15 protein-coding genes are annotated in these 18,408 nt (G+C 69.8%); 14 read left to right on the top strand and 1 reads right to left on the bottom strand.

Annotated elements, in window-relative coordinates:
* The first annotated feature begins 204 nt into the window (after positions 1–204).
* From OHS57_RS36205 to OHS57_RS36240, 8 genes are all read left to right on the top strand, one after another.
* Positions 205–999, top strand: a complete 795-nt coding sequence (locus tag OHS57_RS36205) for a helix-turn-helix transcriptional regulator (protein WP_328584732.1) — start codon at positions 205–207, stop codon at positions 997–999.
* Positions 1,000–1,173: 174 nt separating this feature from the next.
* Positions 1,174–2,346 carry a 4-hydroxybenzoate 3-monooxygenase gene (locus OHS57_RS36210; protein ID WP_328584733.1) on the top strand — a complete coding sequence of 391 codons (1,173 nt, stop codon included), beginning with the start codon at positions 1,174–1,176 and terminating at the stop codon, positions 2,344–2,346.
* Between the two features lie 119 nt (positions 2,347–2,465).
* The gene (locus OHS57_RS36215; protein WP_328584734.1) at positions 2,466–3,236 is read left to right on the top strand and encodes an AraC family transcriptional regulator; all 771 of its coding nucleotides are present in this window, start codon (positions 2,466–2,468) and stop codon (positions 3,234–3,236) included.
* A 236-nt stretch (positions 3,237–3,472) separates the two neighbouring features.
* The gene (locus tag OHS57_RS36220) at positions 3,473–4,522 is read left to right on the top strand and encodes an iron-siderophore ABC transporter substrate-binding protein (protein WP_328584735.1); all 1,050 of its coding nucleotides are present in this window, start codon (positions 3,473–3,475) and stop codon (positions 4,520–4,522) included.
* A complete protein-coding gene (locus OHS57_RS36225; RefSeq protein WP_328584736.1) occupies positions 4,519–5,562 on the top strand; it encodes a FecCD family ABC transporter permease in 1,044 nt (347 codons plus the stop codon). Before OHS57_RS36220 ends, OHS57_RS36225 begins: the two co-directional genes overlap by 4 nt.
* The gene (locus OHS57_RS36230; RefSeq protein ID WP_328584737.1) at positions 5,559–6,611 is read left to right on the top strand and encodes a FecCD family ABC transporter permease; all 1,053 of its coding nucleotides are present in this window, start codon (positions 5,559–5,561) and stop codon (positions 6,609–6,611) included. The genes OHS57_RS36225 and OHS57_RS36230 overlap by 4 nt, the downstream gene beginning before the upstream one ends.
* Positions 6,608–7,480 carry an ABC transporter ATP-binding protein gene (locus OHS57_RS36235; RefSeq protein WP_328584738.1) on the top strand — a complete coding sequence of 291 codons (873 nt, stop codon included), beginning with the start codon at positions 6,608–6,610 and terminating at the stop codon, positions 7,478–7,480. The genes OHS57_RS36230 and OHS57_RS36235 overlap by 4 nt, the downstream gene beginning before the upstream one ends.
* 3 nt (positions 7,481–7,483) lie before the next feature.
* Positions 7,484–8,752 (top strand): MFS transporter, encoded by a 1,269-nt coding sequence (locus OHS57_RS36240; RefSeq protein WP_328584739.1) that lies wholly within the window; start codon positions 7,484–7,486, stop codon positions 8,750–8,752.
* A 347-nt stretch (positions 8,753–9,099) separates the two neighbouring features.
* On the opposite strand, the gene OHS57_RS36245 is transcribed toward OHS57_RS36240, so the two are convergent.
* Positions 9,100–9,966, bottom strand: a complete 867-nt coding sequence (locus OHS57_RS36245) for a GNAT family N-acetyltransferase (RefSeq protein WP_328584740.1) — start codon at positions 9,964–9,966, stop codon at positions 9,100–9,102.
* Positions 9,967–10,196: 230 nt separating this feature from the next.
* On the opposite strand from OHS57_RS36245, the gene OHS57_RS36250 reads away from it, so the two are divergent.
* The 6 genes from OHS57_RS36250 to OHS57_RS36275 all read left to right on the top strand — a co-directional run bounded on the left by OHS57_RS36250 (position 10,197) and on the right by OHS57_RS36275 (position 18,295).
* Positions 10,197–11,162, top strand: a complete 966-nt coding sequence (locus OHS57_RS36250; protein ID WP_328584741.1) for an SDR family NAD(P)-dependent oxidoreductase — start codon at positions 10,197–10,199, stop codon at positions 11,160–11,162.
* Between the two features lie 133 nt (positions 11,163–11,295).
* A complete protein-coding gene (locus OHS57_RS36255) occupies positions 11,296–13,995 on the top strand; it encodes an ATP-binding protein (protein WP_328584742.1) in 2,700 nt (899 codons plus the stop codon).
* Positions 13,996–14,240: 245 nt separating this feature from the next.
* Positions 14,241–15,044, top strand: coding sequence for a 2-amino-3,7-dideoxy-D-threo-hept-6-ulosonate synthase (locus OHS57_RS36260; protein ID WP_328584743.1), 804 nt, complete (start codon positions 14,241–14,243; stop codon positions 15,042–15,044).
* 66 nt (positions 15,045–15,110) lie between these two features.
* On the top strand, positions 15,111–16,211 hold the full coding sequence (locus tag OHS57_RS36265) for a 3-dehydroquinate synthase II (protein ID WP_328584744.1): 1,101 nt from the start codon (positions 15,111–15,113) through the stop codon (positions 16,209–16,211).
* 101 nt (positions 16,212–16,312) lie between these two features.
* Positions 16,313–17,134, top strand: a complete 822-nt coding sequence (locus OHS57_RS36270; protein ID WP_328584745.1) for an arylamine N-acetyltransferase family protein — start codon at positions 16,313–16,315, stop codon at positions 17,132–17,134.
* Positions 17,135–17,224: 90 nt separating this feature from the next.
* A complete protein-coding gene (locus tag OHS57_RS36275) occupies positions 17,225–18,295 on the top strand; it encodes a methyltransferase (protein WP_328584746.1) in 1,071 nt (356 codons plus the stop codon).
* The last annotated feature ends 113 nt before the right edge of the window (positions 18,296–18,408 follow it).

Genomic DNA, 18,408 nt, shown 5'->3' on the forward strand with positions numbered 1-18,408 from the left:
CCGCCGGCCGTCGATGCCGAGCGGCGGCCGCCGTGACCAGGAGTCATGCCTCCCGAACGGCTCGTACGCCACGATGGCAGCGGTAGAGGACAGGTTGAGTCCGGTACTGGACGGGCTGACCATCCAGTTGGATGACTGTGGCGGCGGACCGACTTCCACCGCGCCGGACCGGTCGCTCGCCTCGGAGCGGTAAATTAACCTCCGATGCCGAAAGACCGCCACTCTTCGACGCCCCCTTCCGACCCTTCCGAACCGGACGCGACGCCGCTCCAAGGCGCCGCGTGGCTGCCGCACGGTTATCAGCTCGCCCCCCACTCGCATGCCGAGGGGCAGCTCGTCTACGCCGCAGCCGGTGCGCTGGCCACCGTCACGGAACGTGGAACGTGGGTCGCGCCGGCCAACCGCGTCACCTGGACGCCCCCGCACTTCGCACACTCCCACCGCTTCTACGGCCGGACCGACGTGCGCCTGCTCCAGGTCCCGCTCGACCTGTGCGCGCAGATCGTCGACCACCCCAGCGTCTTCGCGGTCAGCCCGCTGCTGCGCGAAGCGCTCCTCGCGCTCACCGACAGCCCGGAGCGGCGCCCCGGTGCGCACCGGAGGCTGCTCACCGTCATCGTGGACGAACTGGTCGACGCCGCCGAGCAGTCCCTGCACCTGCCGGAGACCGACGACGACCGGCTCCGCGCCGCCACCGCGCTGCTGCACGAGGACCCTGCCCGGCCCGCGACCCTTGCCGACCTGGGCCGCAGCGTGGGGGCCGGCGAACGCACACTCAGCCGCCTGTTCCACACCGAGTTGGGCATGAGCTTCCACCGCTGGCGCACCACCCTGCGCATCCACCACGCGCTGGCCCGCCTCACCGACGGCATGTCGGTGACGGACACCGCGGTGGCCTGCGGTTGGTCCAACCCCTCCAGCTTCATCGACGCCTTCACGGATGTCGTCGGGCAGACGCCCGGCCGCTACCAGGCCGAACTACGCCACCGCCACGCCTGATTGCCGGCATCGGCGCAGCTCAGGCGCCCGGCACTCGCTTACGTTCCAGACCTGGCGGCTTTCCGGTATTCGCTGTCCAGTTACCGGTGGCGTGCAGGCCAGGCGCCGACGCAGGGTGGTGACCGCGGCCATGCCGCGTACCGGTCCCGCCCTGAGCACGGAGGCTCCCACACCATGACCACGACACACGACGAGACGACAGTCGTCATCATCGGAGCCGGCGTCGCCGGTCTGACCCTCGGCAACTTCCTCCTGCGCGACGGCATCGACTGCGTCGTGCTGGAGAAGCACCCCCGCGCCTATGTCGAGAAGCGCCAACGCGCCGGGACCATCGACACCTTCGGGGTGCGCATGTTCCGCGCGTGGGGCCTGGAGGAGGTCCTGGCGGGCGACCCGATCCCGCACAGCGAGGGCGGCTTCTACATCGACGGCCACGCGATGCCGATCGACGTGGACGACGACAACAACGAGAGCCTGTACTGCCCGCAGCAGGTGCTCGTACGCAATCTCACCGAGGTCTTCCTGAGCGGAGGCGGCGACCTGCGCTACCAAGCGGCCGATGTCACCCTGGAGAACCTCACCGGCGGCCGTCCCGTCGTGCGCTTCCAGGACGCCGGCGGATCGGCCCGGGCCGTCGACTGCGACTTCATCGCCGGCTGCGACGGCTTCCACGGTGTGTCCCGCCGGACCATCCCCGCGACGGCACTGACCGAGTACTCCCACGAGTACGGCTACTCCTGGCTCAGCGTCCTGGCCGCCACCGCGACCAGCCCCTCCGGCATGGCCATCCACGAACTGGGCCTGGCCGGCATGATCCCCCGCGGCCCCGAGGCCAGCCGCATCTACCTCCAGTGCGCTGTCGACGACACCCCCGAGAAGTGGTCGGACGAGCGCGTCTGGAGCGAGTTGGAGGCCCGCTTCGGCACCCCTCCCTCGCGCGGCGAGATCCTGTCCAAGCAGATCGTGCCCCTGCGCAGTGTGGTCTTCGACCCGATGAGCTACGGCAAGCTGTACCTTCTCGGCGACGCCGCCCACATCGTCCCGCCGATGAGCGCCAAGGGCATCCACCTCGCCCTGCACGACACCGAGGTCTTCGCTCGCGCCGTGATCCGCCACGCGAAGGACGGCGACTCCAGCCTCCTCGGCGGCTACTCGGAGACCTGCCTGCCGCACATCTGGAACTACCAGGCGTTCGCGACGTGGATCACCGACACCATGCACAACGCCGGATTCACCGGCTTCGAGGGTGAGTTCAAGAAGCAGATCGCCCGTGCCGAGCTCCAGCGCCAGTTCGCCTCGGAGTCGGCGAACAGGCTGTTCAGCGAACTCACCGCCGGTACGAACTAGCCGGCGGGCGTCAACTCAGCAGGCGTTCGGCTCCGCTTGCAGGCCGTACGCACTCCAGGGGACCCGGTCGGGCCACACCGGCGCAGCTCGGTCCGACCGGCGCCGGTTAGCCTCGGTACATGCGTGTCACCAGAGAGCTGCCCACGCTCGCCGCAGGCGAGGTGGACGTGCCGTTCGTGATCCAGGGGTACGAGGAGGTCGTCACCGCCGACACGGCGTGGAACGAACACTCCCACCCGTGGCACGAACTGCTCTGGAACGAGCGCGGGGCGTCTACGGCCGTGGTGGGTTCCCAGGTGTGGTGCATCACACCGACCCTGGGGCTGTGGATGCCGGCCGGGCAGCTGCACTCCGCGTCCGCGGTCGCGGGCACCTCCTACCGCGCCCACTTCTTCCGCCACGGCACCCTGTCGGCACTGTCCGACGAGCCGGTGGCGGTGGAGATCACGCCACTGCTCCGTCTCCTGCTGGAGCGGCTGGAGGAGCAGGAGCTGCCGTCACGCTCCAGGAGCGTGACCGAGACGATGGTCCTCGACGTCCTGCGGCCCTCGCCCCGCGCGCTGCTGGTCCAGCTGCCCACCTCCGCGTTGTTGCGTCCTGTCGTCGACGTGGTCCGGGCCGACCCCTCCAACCAGCGGACGCTGAGCGGCTGGGCCGCGGTGCTCGGGTGCAGCGCACGCACACTGACGCGCGCGTTCAGGGCGGAGACGGGTACGAGTTTCGCCCGCTGGGTGGCGTCGGTCCGGGCCCAGCACGCCGTGCAACTGCTGTCCCTCGGATTGGAGGTCGACGTGGTGGCCGACGCGGTGGGCTACCGCTCGGCGAGCGCCTTCGGGGTGGCCTTCCGGCGCACGACGGGAATGACTCCGGGCCGGTTCCGGGCCCACTGACCTGTGCGGGCCCCGCGGACGGCCCCGGCGCCGGCTGCCTTCACGTATGTCCCGATCGCTACAAGGGCTGTCGAAAAAGCTCGATTGATCGGCGGCGCCCGAATCCATACGCTGTGCAGGTAAGCCTTACCTAAGTTTCTGGTGTGGGTGTGGTGCCCTGCTCCACGATCCGCGTTCCGCGGGTCCCTCGCGTGTGAGCCCGCCCGGCACCCTGAATGAAAGTGGATCAAGGGTCGATGAGAACCCCTCGCCTTCGTGCGCTCGCCCTCGCGGCGACGCTCCTGTTCGGACTCACCGCCTGCGGCGGCCAGTCCGACGACTCGGACGACAACGGCGCCGCGGCTGCCGGTGCCAAGAGCTCGGACCAGTTCCCCGTGACGATCAAGCACGCGCTCGGGACCACCGTCATACCCGCGAAGCCCAAGCGCGTCGCCACCGTCAACTGGGCGAACGACGAGGTCCCGCTGGCCCTCGGCGTCGTCCCCGTCGGCATGGCCAAGGCCAACTTCGGCGACGACGACGGGAACGGGGTGCTGCCCTGGACCGAGGCCCGGCTCAAGGAACTCGACGCCAAGACACCGGTCCTGTTCGACGAGACCGACGGCATCGACTTCGAGGCCGTCGCCGACACCGAGCCGGACGTCATCCTCGCCTCGTACTCCGGGCTGACGAAGCAGGACTACGAGACCCTCAGCCAGATCGCACCCGTGGTCGCCTATCCCGAGGCCGCCTGGGCCACCCCGTGGCGCGACATCATCCGGCTGAACAGCGAGGCCATCGGACTGGCCGACGAAGGCGACCAGCTGATCGGCGACCTGGAGGGCCGGATCGCCAAGACCGTCGCCAAGTACCCCCAGCTGAAGGGGAAGACGGCGATGTTCATGACCCACGTGTCGTCCAAGGATGTCAGCGAGGTCGGCTACTACACGACCCACGACACCCGCACGCAGTTCTTCACCGACCTCGGCATGAAGATCCCGGCCAGTGTCTCCGGGCCGTCCGGGTCGACGAAGAAGTTCGTGCTCACCAAGAGCGCCGAGCGCATCGACGACTTCAACGACGTCGACATCATCACCGGCTACGGCGACGAGAAGGGCGAACTGCTGAAGGCGCTCAAGAAGGACCCGCTCACCTCGAAGCTGGCCGCCGTCCAGCGGGACTCCCTCTACCTGCTGCCCGGCAGCACCCCGCTGGCCACCGCGGCGAACCCGACGCCGCTCTCCATCCCGTACGTCCTGGACGACTACGTGGCAGCGCTCGCCAAGGCCGCGGACAAGGTCGCGTGACAGCCACCGATGCCCCGCACGCGCCGGACGCCGTCGCGGTACGACGTCCGGCGCGCGTGCGTGTCGGCTGGCTCCTCGTGGTCACCGGGGTCCTGCTCGCCGCCATGACCGCCTCCCTCGCCTTCGGCTCGCGCGACGTCGCCTGGTCCGACGTGTGGTCGGCGCTCGGCGGCGCGGACCACACCCTGGGACAGGCCGCGGTCGCCAAACGCGTTCCGCGCACCCTCCTCGCCGTCGTCGTGGGCGCCGCCCTCGGACTCGCCGGTGCGGTCATGCAGGGGGTGACCCGCAACCCGCTGGCCGACCCCGGGATCCTCGGCGTCAACATGGGTGCCTCCCTCGCCGTGGTCACCGCCATCGCCTCCTTCGGCCTCGCCTCGGAGGCCGGCTACATCTGGGTGGCGATGCTCGGCGCGGGCCTGACCGCCGCGTTCGTCTACGGCGTCGGCTCGCTGGGACGCGGCGGCGCCACCCCGCTGAAGCTGGCCCTGGCCGGCGCCGCCATCTCGGCCGCGCTCGCCTCCCTGGTCAGCGCGGTCGTACTGCCGCGCAACGACATCGCCGACACCTTCCGGCTGTGGCAGATCGGCGGCGTCGGCGGTGCCTCGTACCCGCAGCTCGGCAGCGTCGTACCGTTCCTGGCCGTCGGGTTCGTGCTCTGCCTGGCCTCCGCCCGGGCCCTCAACTCGCTGGCCCTGGGCGACGATCTGGCCGCCGGGCTCGGTGAGCGTGTCGCCCTGGTCCGGGCCACCGCCGCACTCGGCGCGGTCGTCCTGTGCGGGGCCTCCACCGCCGTCGCAGGACCGATCGGGTTCGTCGGACTCGTCGTACCGCACGCCTGCCGTCTGCTGGTCGGTGTGGACCACCGCTGGCTGCTGCCGTTCGCCGCGCTGACCGGCGCCGTCCTCCTGACGGTCGCGGATGTGGTGGGCCGGGTCGTGGCACGGCCGTCCGAGATCGACGTGGGGATCGTGACCGCGCTGGTCGGCGCCCCCTTCTTCATCCACATCGTCCGCCGACAGAAGGTCAGGTCCCTGTGACTGCCCCCGCCCACCCCGGCCTGCCCGTGGCGCGGACCGTCACCCGCACCCGGGTCCGCCGCGCCCACCGCCGGCGGCTGACCGTCCTCGTCCTGCTGATCCTCGTCGTCGCCGCGTTCGCCATGACGCTGATGGCCGGGCACACCTTCTACCCGGCGCGCGACGTGCTGCGCGTGATCATGGGGGAGCAGGTGCCGGGTGCCTCCTTCACGGTCGGCACGCTGCGCCTGCCGCGCGCGGTGCTGGCCCTGACGGCCGGGTTCAGCTTCGGGATCGCCGGAGTCACCTTCCAGACGATGCTGCGCAACCCGCTCGCCAGCCCCGACATCATCGGTATCAGCGCCGGTGCGAGTGCGGCGGCGGCCATCGCCATCGTGGTCCTCTCGCTGAGCGAGTCCGAGGTCTCGGTCCTCGCGATAGCAGCGGCGCTCGGGGTGGCCCTGCTCGTCTACACGCTCGCCTTCCGCGACGGGGTCGTCGGCACCCGGCTCATCCTGATCGGCATCGGCATCTCCGCCCTCCTCGACAGCGTCACCTCCTACGTCCTGTCACAGGCCGCCGAATGGGACCTCCAGGAGGCGATGCGCTGGCTCACGGGCAGCCTCAACGGGACCACCTGGCGGGAGACCGTGCCCTCCGTCCTCGCCGTGCTCGTACTCACTCCGGTCCTGCTCTCGCAGGCCCGCAACCTGAGCGCGCTGAGCCTGGGCGACGACACCGCGTCCGCTCTCGGCGTCCGCGTCGAACGCACACGCGTCACCGTGATCGTCGTGGCCGTCGGACTCATCGCGTTCGCCACGGCCGCCGCCGGACCCATCGCCTTCGTGGCCTTCCTCTCCGGCCCGATCGCCGCCCGGCTGGTCGGTGGCGGCGGATCCCTGCTGATCCCGGCGGGCCTGGTCGGCTCGCTGCTCGTCCTGGTCGCCGACTTCACCGGCCAGTACGCCTTCGACGTCCGCTATCCCGTCGGCGTCGTCACCGGCGTCCTCGGCGCCCCCTACCTCGTCTACCTGATCGTCCGCACCAACCGGGCCGGAGGCTCACTGTGACCGCGTCCCACACCCTCTCCACCGAGAACCTCACACTCGGCTACGGCGACCGCGCCGTCATCGAGGGGCTGGACCTCACCCTCGCGGCCGGGCGGATCACGGTGATCGTCGGCGCCAACGCCTGCGGCAAGTCGACCCTGCTGCGCTCGATGTCCCGGCTGCTGACCCCACGTACCGGGCGGGTCGTCCTCGACGGCAGGGAGGTCCACCGCACCCCCGCCAAGGAACTCGCCCGGACCCTGGGCCTGTTGCCGCAGTCGCCGGTCACCCCCGAGGGCATCACGGTCCTGGATCTGGTCGGCCGGGGCCGCCACCCCCACCAGCGCGCGTTCTCCCGCTGGACCGCGCAGGACGACGAGGCGGTGGCGGTCGCGCTGGAGGCCACCCACACGACCGAGCTCGTGGACCGGGCGGTCGACGAACTCTCCGGCGGCCAGCGCCAGCGTGTGTGGATCGCCATGGCCCTCGCCCAGCAGACCGATCTGCTGCTGCTCGACGAGCCCACCACCTTCCTCGACATCAGCCACCAGATCGAGGTCCTCGACCTGCTGACCGATCTGAACCGGACCCGCGGCACGACCATCGTCATGGTCCTGCACGACCTCAACCTCGCCGCGCGCTACGCCGACCGCCTCATCGCCCTGGCGTCCGGAGGGCTGCACGCCGCCGGGACCCCCGAGGAGGTGATGACCGAGGACACCGTCCAGGCCCTGTACGGCATGGGCAGCCGCGTCATCGAGGACCCGCTTTCCGGCAAGCCCCTCGTCCTGCCGATCGGACGCCACCACTCGACGGCCGAGCGTGGCGAGAGCGGGCACGCGTCACCGTCAGCCGGTCCCGCGCCCGAGACTGCCGGCAAGGCGCGCTGACCCATGACGTCGAGACTCGCCGCCCTGCTGCCCGACCTCTCGCCCTGGCGCACCTCCCGGGACTTCCGGCTCCTGTGGGTGCAGGGCCTGATCACCTACCTGGGCAGCGTGATGGCGCTGATCGCGCTGCCGCTCCAGATCAAGGACCTGACCGGATCACCCCTGGCCGTCGGTGCGATGGGCGCCGTGGAACTCGTACCGCTGGTGGTGTTCGGACTGTACGGCGGCGCCCTCGCCGACGCGGTGGACCGGCGCAAGGTCATCATCCTGACCGAGACGGGCCTTGGACTGCTCGCGGTCGTCCTACTGGTCAACGCGATGCTGCCGCACCCCATGTTGTGGCCGCTGTACGTGGTGGCGGCAGGCGTGGCCGCACTCGCCGGACTTCAACGGCCCGCCATGGACTCGCTGCTGGCCCGGATCGTCCCGCACGACCAACTCGCGGCGGCGGCCGCGCTGAACGCCCTGCGCTGGCAGATCGGGGCCATCGGCGGACCGGCGGCGGCGGGGCTGGTCGTGGCGTACGCGGGCAACGTTCCCGCCTACGCCACCACCGTGGTCGGCTTCGCCGTGTCGGTCCTGATGTGCCGTCGCCTCTCGGCCGTGCCACCCGTCGAGCACGCGGCCAGGCCGTCATTGCGTGGCATCGCCGAAGGGGCCCGGTACGCCTGGTCCAGGCCTGTGCTGCTCGGCACGTACGCCATCGACCTGGCGGCGATGTTCCTCGCCTTCCCGAACACGATTTTCCCCTTCCTCGCGGACGAGCTCGACGCCGACTGGTCACTCGGCCTGATGTACGCGGCGGGCTCCGTCGGCTCCCTCCTCGTCAGCCTGACCAGCGGCTGGGTGTCCCGGACACGCCGCCACGGCCTGCTGGTGGTCTTCGGCGCGGCGGGCTGGGGACTGGCCATGGCGGCGGCCGGCTGGACATCGAACATCTGGCTGGTGCTCGTGTGCCTCGGCCTGGCCGGAGCGGGGGACATGCTGAGCGGGCTGGGCCGCTCGACCATCTGGAACCAGACCATCCCCGACAGGCTCCGCGGCCGGCTCGCCGGCATCGAGGTCCTCTCCTACAGCGTCGGCCCCCAGCTCGGACAGGTCCGCGCCGGAGCGATGGCGGGCTGGATCGGCGCCCGCCCGGCGATCTGGACCGGCGGCCTCGCCTGCGTCGCCACGGTAGGAGCACTCGCCACCGTCCTGCCCAAGCTCCTGAGTTACGACGCCCGGACGGACGAGGACGCCCTCCGCCGCGCCGACCTGCCCGTGGTGTAGGGCGAGTTCAGCGCCGGGTGAGATGCGGTTGCTGAAAAGGTCGACGCCGAGGACCGGGTGCCAGACGGTGACGAGCGCGCGAAACTCGCCCCGGTGACCGACGTCAGGCGCCGGAACCGGGCCACGAGGTTGGTGTTCTTCGGTAGGTGTTCTTCGAACGGGCCGGCGCTGCGGCAGCGTTGCCCAGGGGGCGAGGAGGCCGCGTGGTGATCCGCCCACGCACCTCGGGGTCCACCATGCGCCGGAGCGTACGAACGTAACCCGAGACCGTGGGCGGGAAAGCGCGAAACCCGCACCTGCCGGACGATCTACGGCCCGGACGGCCGTCTCGCCGAGCAGCCCCGACGTCAGGCCGTCCGGATCCGGTCCCGCACCTCCGGCCGCACCTCGAACCCGGCCGCCTTGTACGTGGCGACGCCGCCGACATTGGAACTCGACGTGCACACACGCACGCTCGACGAGCCCATCTCCCGCAGCGCGGCCGCCCCGGCCACGGTGATCGCCCGGCCGTAACCGCGACCACGGTGGTCTTCGTGGACGCCCATCGGCTCGACCAGCCCCGGCTTCCCCGGGCCGGCCGACCACACCGTCACCACCGCCGCCACGCTGCCCTGGTCGTCATAGGTGCCCAGGCAGCGGGCGTCGGCCCAGAACGGTCCCGCCGACATCGCGTGCCAGTACTCGCGCGTGGGCCGCGAGGTGTTGAACGCCGACCGCAGGACGTCGGCGAAGTCCTGTGCCTGCTCCGGGCCGATCGACTTGATCCGCACGCCGGGGTCCTCCACCGGCTCGGTGAGATCACGGAAGAGCGGTGTCCACGGCTCGTCGACGCCCCAGCCCTCCTCACTCAGCAGGTCGTGGAGCAGCAGGCCCAGCGGGGCCTCGACGGACACCGTTCCCTCCGGGAGCACGCCGCGCCCAGGCAGCGAGAAGTCCTGCACGAGCCGCCGCGCCAAGCCCTCGTCCTGGAAAGCGTCCGGAGCGACCGTCATCCGCACCAGCGTCGGTGAGTCGAGCATCCCGACCGCGAGAATCCGCCCGTCCCGACTCCAGGTCCGGACCGCCGAGGCCGTCTCGGCCGTTCCGAACCGGTAGTTCCAGCCGATGTCGCCGGAATGCAACTGCATCGGCGCTTCGTCGTACTGCCACTCCCGCAGCGCGGCCATGGCCTCGCGTACCCCGTCGACAGTCGGCGTGCCCAGCACAATCGTCATAGCCGGGATCAGACACCCCCTCCTGAAGGCCCGCAACCGATTAACCGGACTGGACGCTGGAAACGGTGGGCGCTTGAAGGTGTGCACCGCGAAGCCGCAGTGCCCCAGGAGCACCCGGCCCGTGTGGACGATCTGGCAAGTTTTCTGGATGATTCGGTATGGATCATCCCATAGCGGACCAGTAGCTTTCGTGAGTGTCCCCCGCCCCGCACCATACGAAGAGGCTCACCATGCACGACCGCCTGACCACCCCCTTCCACTCCCATGCCACGGCCGCAGAAGTCATTGACGGTGTCGATCTCACCGGACGACGTGCCGTCGTCACGGGCGGAGCTTCCGGCATCGGACTTGAGACCGTCCGGGCCCTGGCCACCGCGGGCGCCGAGGTGACCATCGCCACTCGCAACCCGAAGTCGGCCGAGCAGGTCGTCCGGGACCTTGCAACAGGCCCTGGCTCCGGACGGGTTCACCTCACCGCACTGGACCTGGCCGACCTCTCGTCGGTCGGCGAGTTCACGCGCAGCTGGCAGGGGCCCCTCGACATCCTCGTCGCCAACGCCGGCATCATGGCCGTCCCGGAGCGCCTACTCACCGCGCAGGGCTGGGAGTTGCAGCTCGCGACCAATTACCTGGGCCATTTCGCGCTGGCCGACGCCTTGCACGGCGCGATGCGCGCGGCGGGATCGGCCCGCATCGTGATCGTCAGCTCCGGTGCACACCCGTCCGCCGTATTCGACTTCGACGACCCGCAGTTCGAGCGACGCCCGTACGACCGCTGGACTGCCTACGGCCAGTCCAAGACCGCGGACGTACTCTTCGCGGTGGGTGCCGAGCGGTGGGCTGCCGACGGCATTACCGCCAATGCGCTCAACCCCGGCTGGATCAGCACGAATCTCCAGCGGCACATCGACGACGACACCATGCGGGCGATGGGTGCCATCGACGACGAAGGCAACATCATTCCGCAGCCGTACTACAAGGAGCCTGCCCAGGGCGCCGCGACGTCCGTACTGCTGGCCGGGTCTCCGCTCCTCGCCGGTGTGACCGGCCGCTACTTCGAGGACAACCAGGAGGCACGCCCGGTCGAGGGCGCGGACGAAGCACTTGGCGGTGTCGCCCCGCACGCCCTCGACCCCCAGGCGGCGGCCCGCCTCTGGGACTACGCGACCGAAGCGATTGCCGAGGCGTCGCGATGAACCCTTGACCGCCTGCACGAGACTGTCCAGGGAGACGCCATGACATCTGACGGGACTGGCCGTCATCGCCCTTTGCTCTGCCACCGGCCCCAAGGTGTCGGGCGGGCCACTCGCGGCGTCTAACCTATGTGGAATGACGTCGGTCCGCTTTTCCGCTCCCCTTATCGGCAGGCAGGACGAGGTCCGGCAGGTCAACGAGCTGACCCGTGCCGCGCGCTCGGGCCAGGGTGGTGTGCTGGTGCTGCGTGGTGAGGCGGGCATCGGCAAGAGCGCCCTGCTGGACCACGCCCGGCGGACCGCCTCAGGGTTCCGGACTGTGCGGGCGTCCGGGTCGCAGTACGAGACGGAACTGCCGTTCGCCGCCCTGCACCAGCTGTGCGTGCCGATGCTGGGGCATCTCGACGCACTGGCCGCCGCGCACCGCGACAGCCTCCAGGCCGCTTTCGGATCGGGTACGGGCACCCCCGACGTGTTCCGTGTCGGTCTGGCGGCCCTGGAGCTGTTGGCCTCCGAGGCCCGTGAGCGCCCGTTGCTGTGCGTGGTCGACGACGCGCAATGGCTGGACACGGCCTCCTTGAAGGCACTGACCTTCCTCGCCCGGCGCATCACCTCCGAACCGGTGGCCATGATGTTCGCCGTCCGGCTGCCCTGCGACGTGGGACAACTCGACGAGCTGCCCGGCCTGTTCGTCGATGGTCTGAGCGACGCCGACGCACGGAAGCTGCTTGCCGCGCGCAGCCATATGACGCTGGACGAGCAGGTACGCCAGCGGATCATCGCCGAGGCGCGCGGAAACCCGTTGGCGCTGCTCGAACTGCCCAGGGCCGGCGGGTTCGCCCCACCGGACACCACGTCGCTGCCGACCCGCCTGGAGCGCGGCTTCCAGGCCAGGCTCACCGATCTCCCCGACGCGGCAAGGCTGTTGCTGACCGTCGCGAGCGCCGATCCGACCGGCGATCCCGGCCTGCTCTGGCCCGCCGCGCGTCGGCTCGACCTGGATGTGGCCACGACCAGTTCGGCCGCGACCGCCACCGGACTGATCGAGTTCTCCACCCGCGTCCGGTTCTGCCATCCGCTGGCCCGGTCGGCCGTCTACCGCGCGGCGGAAGTCGCCCAGCGCCGCGCGGCGCACCGTGTGCTGGCCGATGTCACCGACCCGGTCACCGATCCCGACCGGCGGGCCTGGCATCGCGCACTGGCTGTCGCCGGCCCCGATGACAACCTCGCCGCCGAGCTGGAGCGCTCCGCGTCACGCGCCCGTTCGCGCGGCGGTGTGGTGGCTGCGGCTGCCTTCCTCGAACGGGCCGCCGCGGTGTCGTTGGACGCCGCCGTACGGATCGACCGGACGCTGGCGGCAGTGCGGGCCACCCTCGATTCCGGTGACACCGACACCGCGGCTGACCTTGTCACGACAGTGGAGAGCGCGGCGCCGGACGAGCTCCAGCAGGCCGAAGTGGACCTGCTGCGGGGCCAGATCGCGTTCGCGCGGCACAACGACGGCGACGGGCCCATGTTCATGCTGCGCGCGGCGCGGCGGCTCGCGGACCTGGATCCGGTACGGGCACGCGAGTGTGTCCTGGAAGCCCTCGAAATGGCCCTGGTGGTGGGCCGGCCCGGCGGTGTGACGGACAAGGTCCTGGCGGCGGCGCGGTGGGCCGCGCCCGCACAGCGCCCGCCGGACGTACTCGACGCGTTGGTCCGGCTGGAGGAGGACGGACACCGGGCCGCCGTTCCCCTGATACGGAAGGTCCTCCACGGCGACGACGGCAGTGACGGCCCGCTGTGGACGCGCCGGCCCGCCCTCGCCGTCCTGCTCGCGGGCGAACTCTGGGACGACCACGCCCACGGAGCGATCGTCGACTGGCTGATGAAGACCGGCAGGGAGTCGGGTTCGCCCTTCGTGCTGCGACTCGGACTCGCCCAGGCGACGTCCTACGCCGCTCTGACCGGAGATCTGGGGCAAGCGGCGGCGGCGGTCGCCGAGGAGGAGGCGATAGCCGACGCGGTCGGCGGACCTCCGATCGTGTATCACCGCCTGCAACTCGCGGCGATGCGCGGCCGCCGGCAAGAGGCGTTGGAGCTGTTCGGCACGGCTACGGCGGCGGCGACAGCGCAGGGTTCGGGGCAACTGATCGCCAACGTGCACTGGGCGGCGGCCCTCCTGCACAACGGCTTGGCCGACTACCCGGCCGCACTGACCGCGGCGCGACAAGCCGTGGGCCACGACGACCTCTTCATCGCCGGCGTCTGCCTGCCCGAGCTGGTGGAGGCGGCCGTACGGTGCGGCGAGCACGAGGCCGCCGCCACAGCACTGGAATCGCTGACCGAACGCACCGAAGCCGGCGGAACCGCCTCGGGTCTGGGCATCGCGGCGTACGCACGGGGATTGGTGACCGGCGTCGAGGACCACTTCCGGGAAGCCGTAGAGCACCTGGAGAAGAGCCCGTTGCTGCCGTACCGGGCGAGAGCGCACCTCCTGTACGGGGAGTGGCTACGACGCGAGGGCCGCAGACGCGACTGCCGACAGCATCTGCGCACCGCGCACGAACTGCTCTCCGAAGCGGGTCTCGAAGCGTTCGCCCGGCGTGCCGCCGACGAACTGCGTGCCACCGGCGAGAAGGTCCGCAACCGGTCGGGCGGCGCCTACGATCAACTCACCTCCCAGGAGGCGTACATCGCGAGGCTGGTCGCCACCGGCGCGACGTCCAACGAGGTCGCGGCGCGGCTGTTCCTCAGCCCGCGCACCATAGACGCCCACCTGCGCAACATCTTCCGCAAGCTCGGCATCAACTCCCGCAGGCAGCTGAGGGATCAGCCCGACCTCGGCGCCTGACGGACAGCACGCCCCCGGTACCACCCGCGACCGGGATCACCGCGACAACAGGGCGTACGTAGTTCTCGCCGACGCGACGGCGCCATGCCTGTCGGCACGATGGACGTCAGCGGTGCGGGGCGGAGCAGAGGCGGCGCGGCTCGATGAGCGGACGACGCGGTCTCGGGACGTCCGCATGCCCGTACCGCGAGGCTCGTTGCTCGTCCACGGAACAGAATGCGTAAAAAATGAGACCGTTCGTCGGCATGTCAGCTGCGCGCAGGATGCGTTTCCTCCGCCTCCATCGGCGCAATCCGCAACGCATGCTCGTGGTTCCGCTGGACCACTCCCTCTCGGACGGTCCCTTTGCCGCCGGTGGTACCGGACTCAACCGTCTGGTCGGCCAGTTGGCGACCAACGGTGCCGATGCCGTGGTACTCCACAAGGGAAGCGTCCGCTTCGTGGACCCCGCCTGGTTCACCCAGACGTCCCTGATCGTCCACTTGAGTGCCAGCACCGCGCACGCTCCGGACCCCGACGCGAAGTCCCTGGTGGGAAACGTCGAAGAGGCCCTGCGGCTGGGCGCCGACGCGGTGAGCGTGCACGTCAACATCGGCTCGCGCGAAGAGGTCCGTCAGATCGCCGACATGGCCCGCGTCGCGGAGGACTGCGACCGCTGGAACGTACCGCTGCTCGCGATGATGTATCCGCGCGGGCCGCACATCGCCGATGTCAGGTCACCGGCGCTCGTCTCCCACGCGGTGTCCGTCGCCGTCGAGTTGGGCGCCGACCTGGTCAAGACGTACTCCGTCGATTCGGAGGCGGAGATGCTGCGGCTGGCCGACAGTTGCCCAGTGCCGCTCCTGGTGGCAGGCGGCCCGCGAGTCACGGACGACGCCGCACTGCTGGATTTCGTGGACGCGGCGTTGCGTCGCGGCGCGGCGGGCATCGCGATGGGGCGCAACATCTTCGAATCCGCGAGGCCGGGCGAAACGACGCGGAGGATCGCGCGTCTGGTGCATGGAGATGTGCTTCCGCCCGCTCCGGCCGAGCTGTTGGCGACCAGGTAGCGAACCGAACGACGATCGCGCACCGAGCGCCCTTTGTCGAAGATCAGGACAGGAGTAAGGACAGGTATGAGGCTCACGTGGCTGGACATTCGCGGCACGACCGCCAAGGAGGCCGTGCTTGAGGAAGCGGTGCACCAGCGGCTGGACGGGGTCGTGACGGACACGCTGGAGGATCTGCGGCAGTTGCCCCCCACGGTGAAGAAGATCCTTTTCCCGCAGGGCAAGGAACTGCCCGGCGACCTTGAGGGCGCAGACGTGGTGATCGTCGACCCGCGAGAGCACGGTGATCCGGCGGAACTCGCTGACGTCTGGCCGGGGGTGGAGCTCGGCCGGTTCGTGGAGATCACCGATGCCGAGACCCTGGAGGATGCCTGCCGGTCGGCGCGCAGCGAGCGATGGAGCCTGCTCTACTTCCGCGATCCCACCAAGATTCCCCTGGAGATCGTCATCGCGGCCGCTGCCGGCGCCAAGGGCAGCATGATCACCGTTGCTCAGGACGCGGAAGAGGCACGGATCGTCTTCGGAGTTCTGGAACACGGGTCCGACGGCGTGATGATGGCGCCGGTCACCGTGGGCGACGCCACCGCACTGAAGCAGGCGGCTGTCGTGGACACCCCGGCCCTCGATCTGACCGAGCTGACGGTCACGGCGACTGAGCATGTGGGCATGGGGGAGCGGGCCTGTGTCGACACCTGCAGTCACTTCCGTGAGGACGAGGGGATCCTGGTCGGTTCACACTCCAAGGGAATGATTCTCTGCGTGAGTGAGACCCACCCTCTTCCCTATATGCCCACCCGCCCGTTCCGGGTGAACGCGGGGGCCATTCACTCCTACACGCTCTCCCGCGAGGGACGCACCCACTACCTGAGCGAGCTGAAGTCCGGCAGCAAGGTGATGGCCGTGGACGTCAAGGGTCAGACCAGGGTCGTCACCGTAGGACGGGTCAAGATCGAGAGCCGTCCCCTCATATCGATCGACGCCGTGGCGGAGGACGGCCGCGCCGTCAACCTGATCCTTCAGGACGACTGGCACGTGCGGGTGCTCGGCCCGGGCGGTGCGGTGTTGAACAGCACCGAACTCAAACCCGGGGACCGGCTGTTGGGGTATCTGCCCACCGAGGACCGGCATGTCGGCTACCCCATCAACGAATTCTGCCTGGAGAGGTGAACCCACCCCGGACGACGTTTCGTTCGGACGGTGCGCCCACGCGAACCATCACTCGGACCTCCGGCCCTCTCCCCATGCCTGACAGGACTCTCCGTACCTCCATGAACCCCGAACTCGTCGACGGTTATCTGCAACGAATAGGCGCCAAAAGGCCGGAACGGGCCGACGCCGCAGCGCTGAAGTACCTCCAAGAACGCCATGTGCTGTCCATCCCTTTCGAGAACATCTCCTTTCACCTGAATGAACCGGTGCCGCATTCGCTGGAGGCGGTGGAGAAGATCATTCGTGAACGGCGTGGAGGCTGCTGCGAGTTGCACTCCGCCTTCGCGCTCCTCCTCAGAGCCTTGGGTTTCCAGGTCACGTTCCTGGCGGGACGTGTCTACCGGGGAAAGAAGCCGAGTGGTCACACGGGACACTTCGCGCTCCTGGTGGAGATCGAGGAAGGTCTCAGGGACCCCGGGGGAGCGGACACCGGAGTGTGGTTGGTCGACGTCGCGCAAGGCGGCAACAGCAGATGGCCGTTGCGCTTCGACGCGCGCTCACCGCAGGACGATCCGCATGGCACGTACCTTCTGTCCGACGCCCCTGAAGGCGACGTCGACGTCTCGCTCAACGGCGTGCCGCTGTACCGGCTGGAGACCAGGCCCAGGGAGCTCGAATTCTTCTTTCCGGTGCTGTGGTGGTACCGAACAGCCCCTGATTCTCCCTTTGTGAACCGAATACTGTGCGTCCAGCCACGGGAGGACGGCAGGGTCGCACTCACCGCCACAGGCCGCGTTCTCATCCGCGAGCAGAACGGCGGAGAGACCATCAGACAGAAGATCACCGGCGAAGAAGAACTACGAGAAGTCCTGCGGACCTGGTTCGGCATCGACGTCGACCATTTCCCGAAACTGCCCGGCGCCACCGCCCGTACGTCGTAGAGGCGCAGCACGGTGCTGTGCGACGACAGGGCAACGGAACACCACAGGCTCACCACCGCGACGGGGGAGCCTCATCACTGGAGACGCGACATGACGTCAGTCACGGAATTCATCGAGTACAGCGGAAAGCCCGGACCAGGCCCAGCGGCTCCGGCTGACGACATGGAACGGCTGATCCGGCTCGGAATGGGCTTCTGGGTCTCGAAGGCGCTCTTCTCCGCCCTGGAACTCGGTCTGTTCGCCGAGCTGGCGGCCGGCCCCGCGACCGCTGACGAATTGGTCGGCCGCCTCAAGATGCACGGACGCGGCTCACGGGACTTCTTCGACGTCCTGGTGGCACTGGGGCTTCTGGAACGGGAGAACGGTGTCTACAGCAACGCCGAGGTCAGTGCCCGCCACCTCGACCCCGCCCGGCCCCAGGGCTACCTGGGCGCCCTCTTCGAATTCGCCAACGACCAGTGGTACCCGGCCTGGGCGACCCTGAGCGAAGCGCTGCGGACCGGCGAACCGCAGCGGAACGGGACAGGCACGGAGACCGATCCGTTCGACACGATCTACGCCGACCCCGAGCGGCTGCGCAAGTTCCAGCAGATGCAGTCCAGTGTGTCGCTCGGCGCCAGCCTGGCGCTTGCCGAGCGGTTCGACTGGTCGGCGTACGGGACGGTCGCGGACATCGGCTGTTCCGAAGGCGCCTTCCTCACACGGGTGTTGGCCCGTCACCCACACCTGTCCGGGGTCGGCTTCGACCTGCCGAAGGTGGGCCCGCACTTCGCCGCGGCCGTCGCGGGCACCGGCCTGGGCGACCGGATCGCCTTCGTCGAGGGCGACTTCTTCACCGACTCGCTGCCGCAGGCCGACGTCATCTCGTTCGGTCACATACTCCACGACTGGGACCTCGAAACCCGGCGGATGCTGCTGCGCAAGGCGTACGAGGCACTCCCGCCGGGAGGCGTGGTGATCGTACGCGAGGCCCTGATCGACGACGACCGCCGCAGCAACGCCTTGCCGTTGCTGGTCAGTCTGCACATGCTGGTGGAGACCCCGAACGGCTCGGACTACACCGGCGCCGAGGGGTGCGCCTGGCTGGCCGAGGCGGGCTTCCGGGACACGCGTGTCGAGCCCCTGGCCGGGTCGGCGTCCATGGTGGTGGGCACCAAATGATCCGCTGACGCGTCGTCACCTGCTGCACCCCGGAGTCCGGCACCGCCGAGCGGTGCCGGACTCCGGCACGCCGTGCACGGAGCATCGACCCCGTTGTGCGAAGCGGCATTTCG

This window comes from Streptomyces sp. NBC_00370 (assembly GCF_036084755.1).
In the GTDB taxonomy this organism is placed as follows: Bacteria; Actinomycetota; Actinomycetes; order Streptomycetales; family Streptomycetaceae; genus Streptomyces.

Coding starts and splice junctions, on each gene's coding strand:
- OHS57_RS36205 (WP_328584732.1), top strand. CDS start 205: ATGCCGAAAGACCGCCACTCTTCGACGCCCCCTTCCGACCCTTCCGAA.
- OHS57_RS36210 (WP_328584733.1), top strand. CDS start 1,174: ATGACCACGACACACGACGAGACGACAGTCGTCATCATCGGAGCCGGC.
- OHS57_RS36215 (WP_328584734.1), top strand. CDS start 2,466: ATGCGTGTCACCAGAGAGCTGCCCACGCTCGCCGCAGGCGAGGTGGAC.
- OHS57_RS36220 (WP_328584735.1), top strand. CDS start 3,473: ATGAGAACCCCTCGCCTTCGTGCGCTCGCCCTCGCGGCGACGCTCCTG.
- OHS57_RS36240 (WP_328584739.1), top strand. CDS start 7,484: ATGACGTCGAGACTCGCCGCCCTGCTGCCCGACCTCTCGCCCTGGCGC.
- OHS57_RS36245 (WP_328584740.1), bottom strand. CDS start 9,966: ATGACGATTGTGCTGGGCACGCCGACTGTCGACGGGGTACGCGAGGCC.
- OHS57_RS36250 (WP_328584741.1), top strand. CDS start 10,197: ATGCACGACCGCCTGACCACCCCCTTCCACTCCCATGCCACGGCCGCA.
- OHS57_RS36255 (WP_328584742.1), top strand. CDS start 11,296: ATGACGTCGGTCCGCTTTTCCGCTCCCCTTATCGGCAGGCAGGACGAG.
- OHS57_RS36260 (WP_328584743.1), top strand. CDS start 14,241: ATGTCAGCTGCGCGCAGGATGCGTTTCCTCCGCCTCCATCGGCGCAAT.
- OHS57_RS36265 (WP_328584744.1), top strand. CDS start 15,111: ATGAGGCTCACGTGGCTGGACATTCGCGGCACGACCGCCAAGGAGGCC.
- OHS57_RS36270 (WP_328584745.1), top strand. CDS start 16,313: ATGAACCCCGAACTCGTCGACGGTTATCTGCAACGAATAGGCGCCAAA.
- OHS57_RS36275 (WP_328584746.1), top strand. CDS start 17,225: ATGACGTCAGTCACGGAATTCATCGAGTACAGCGGAAAGCCCGGACCA.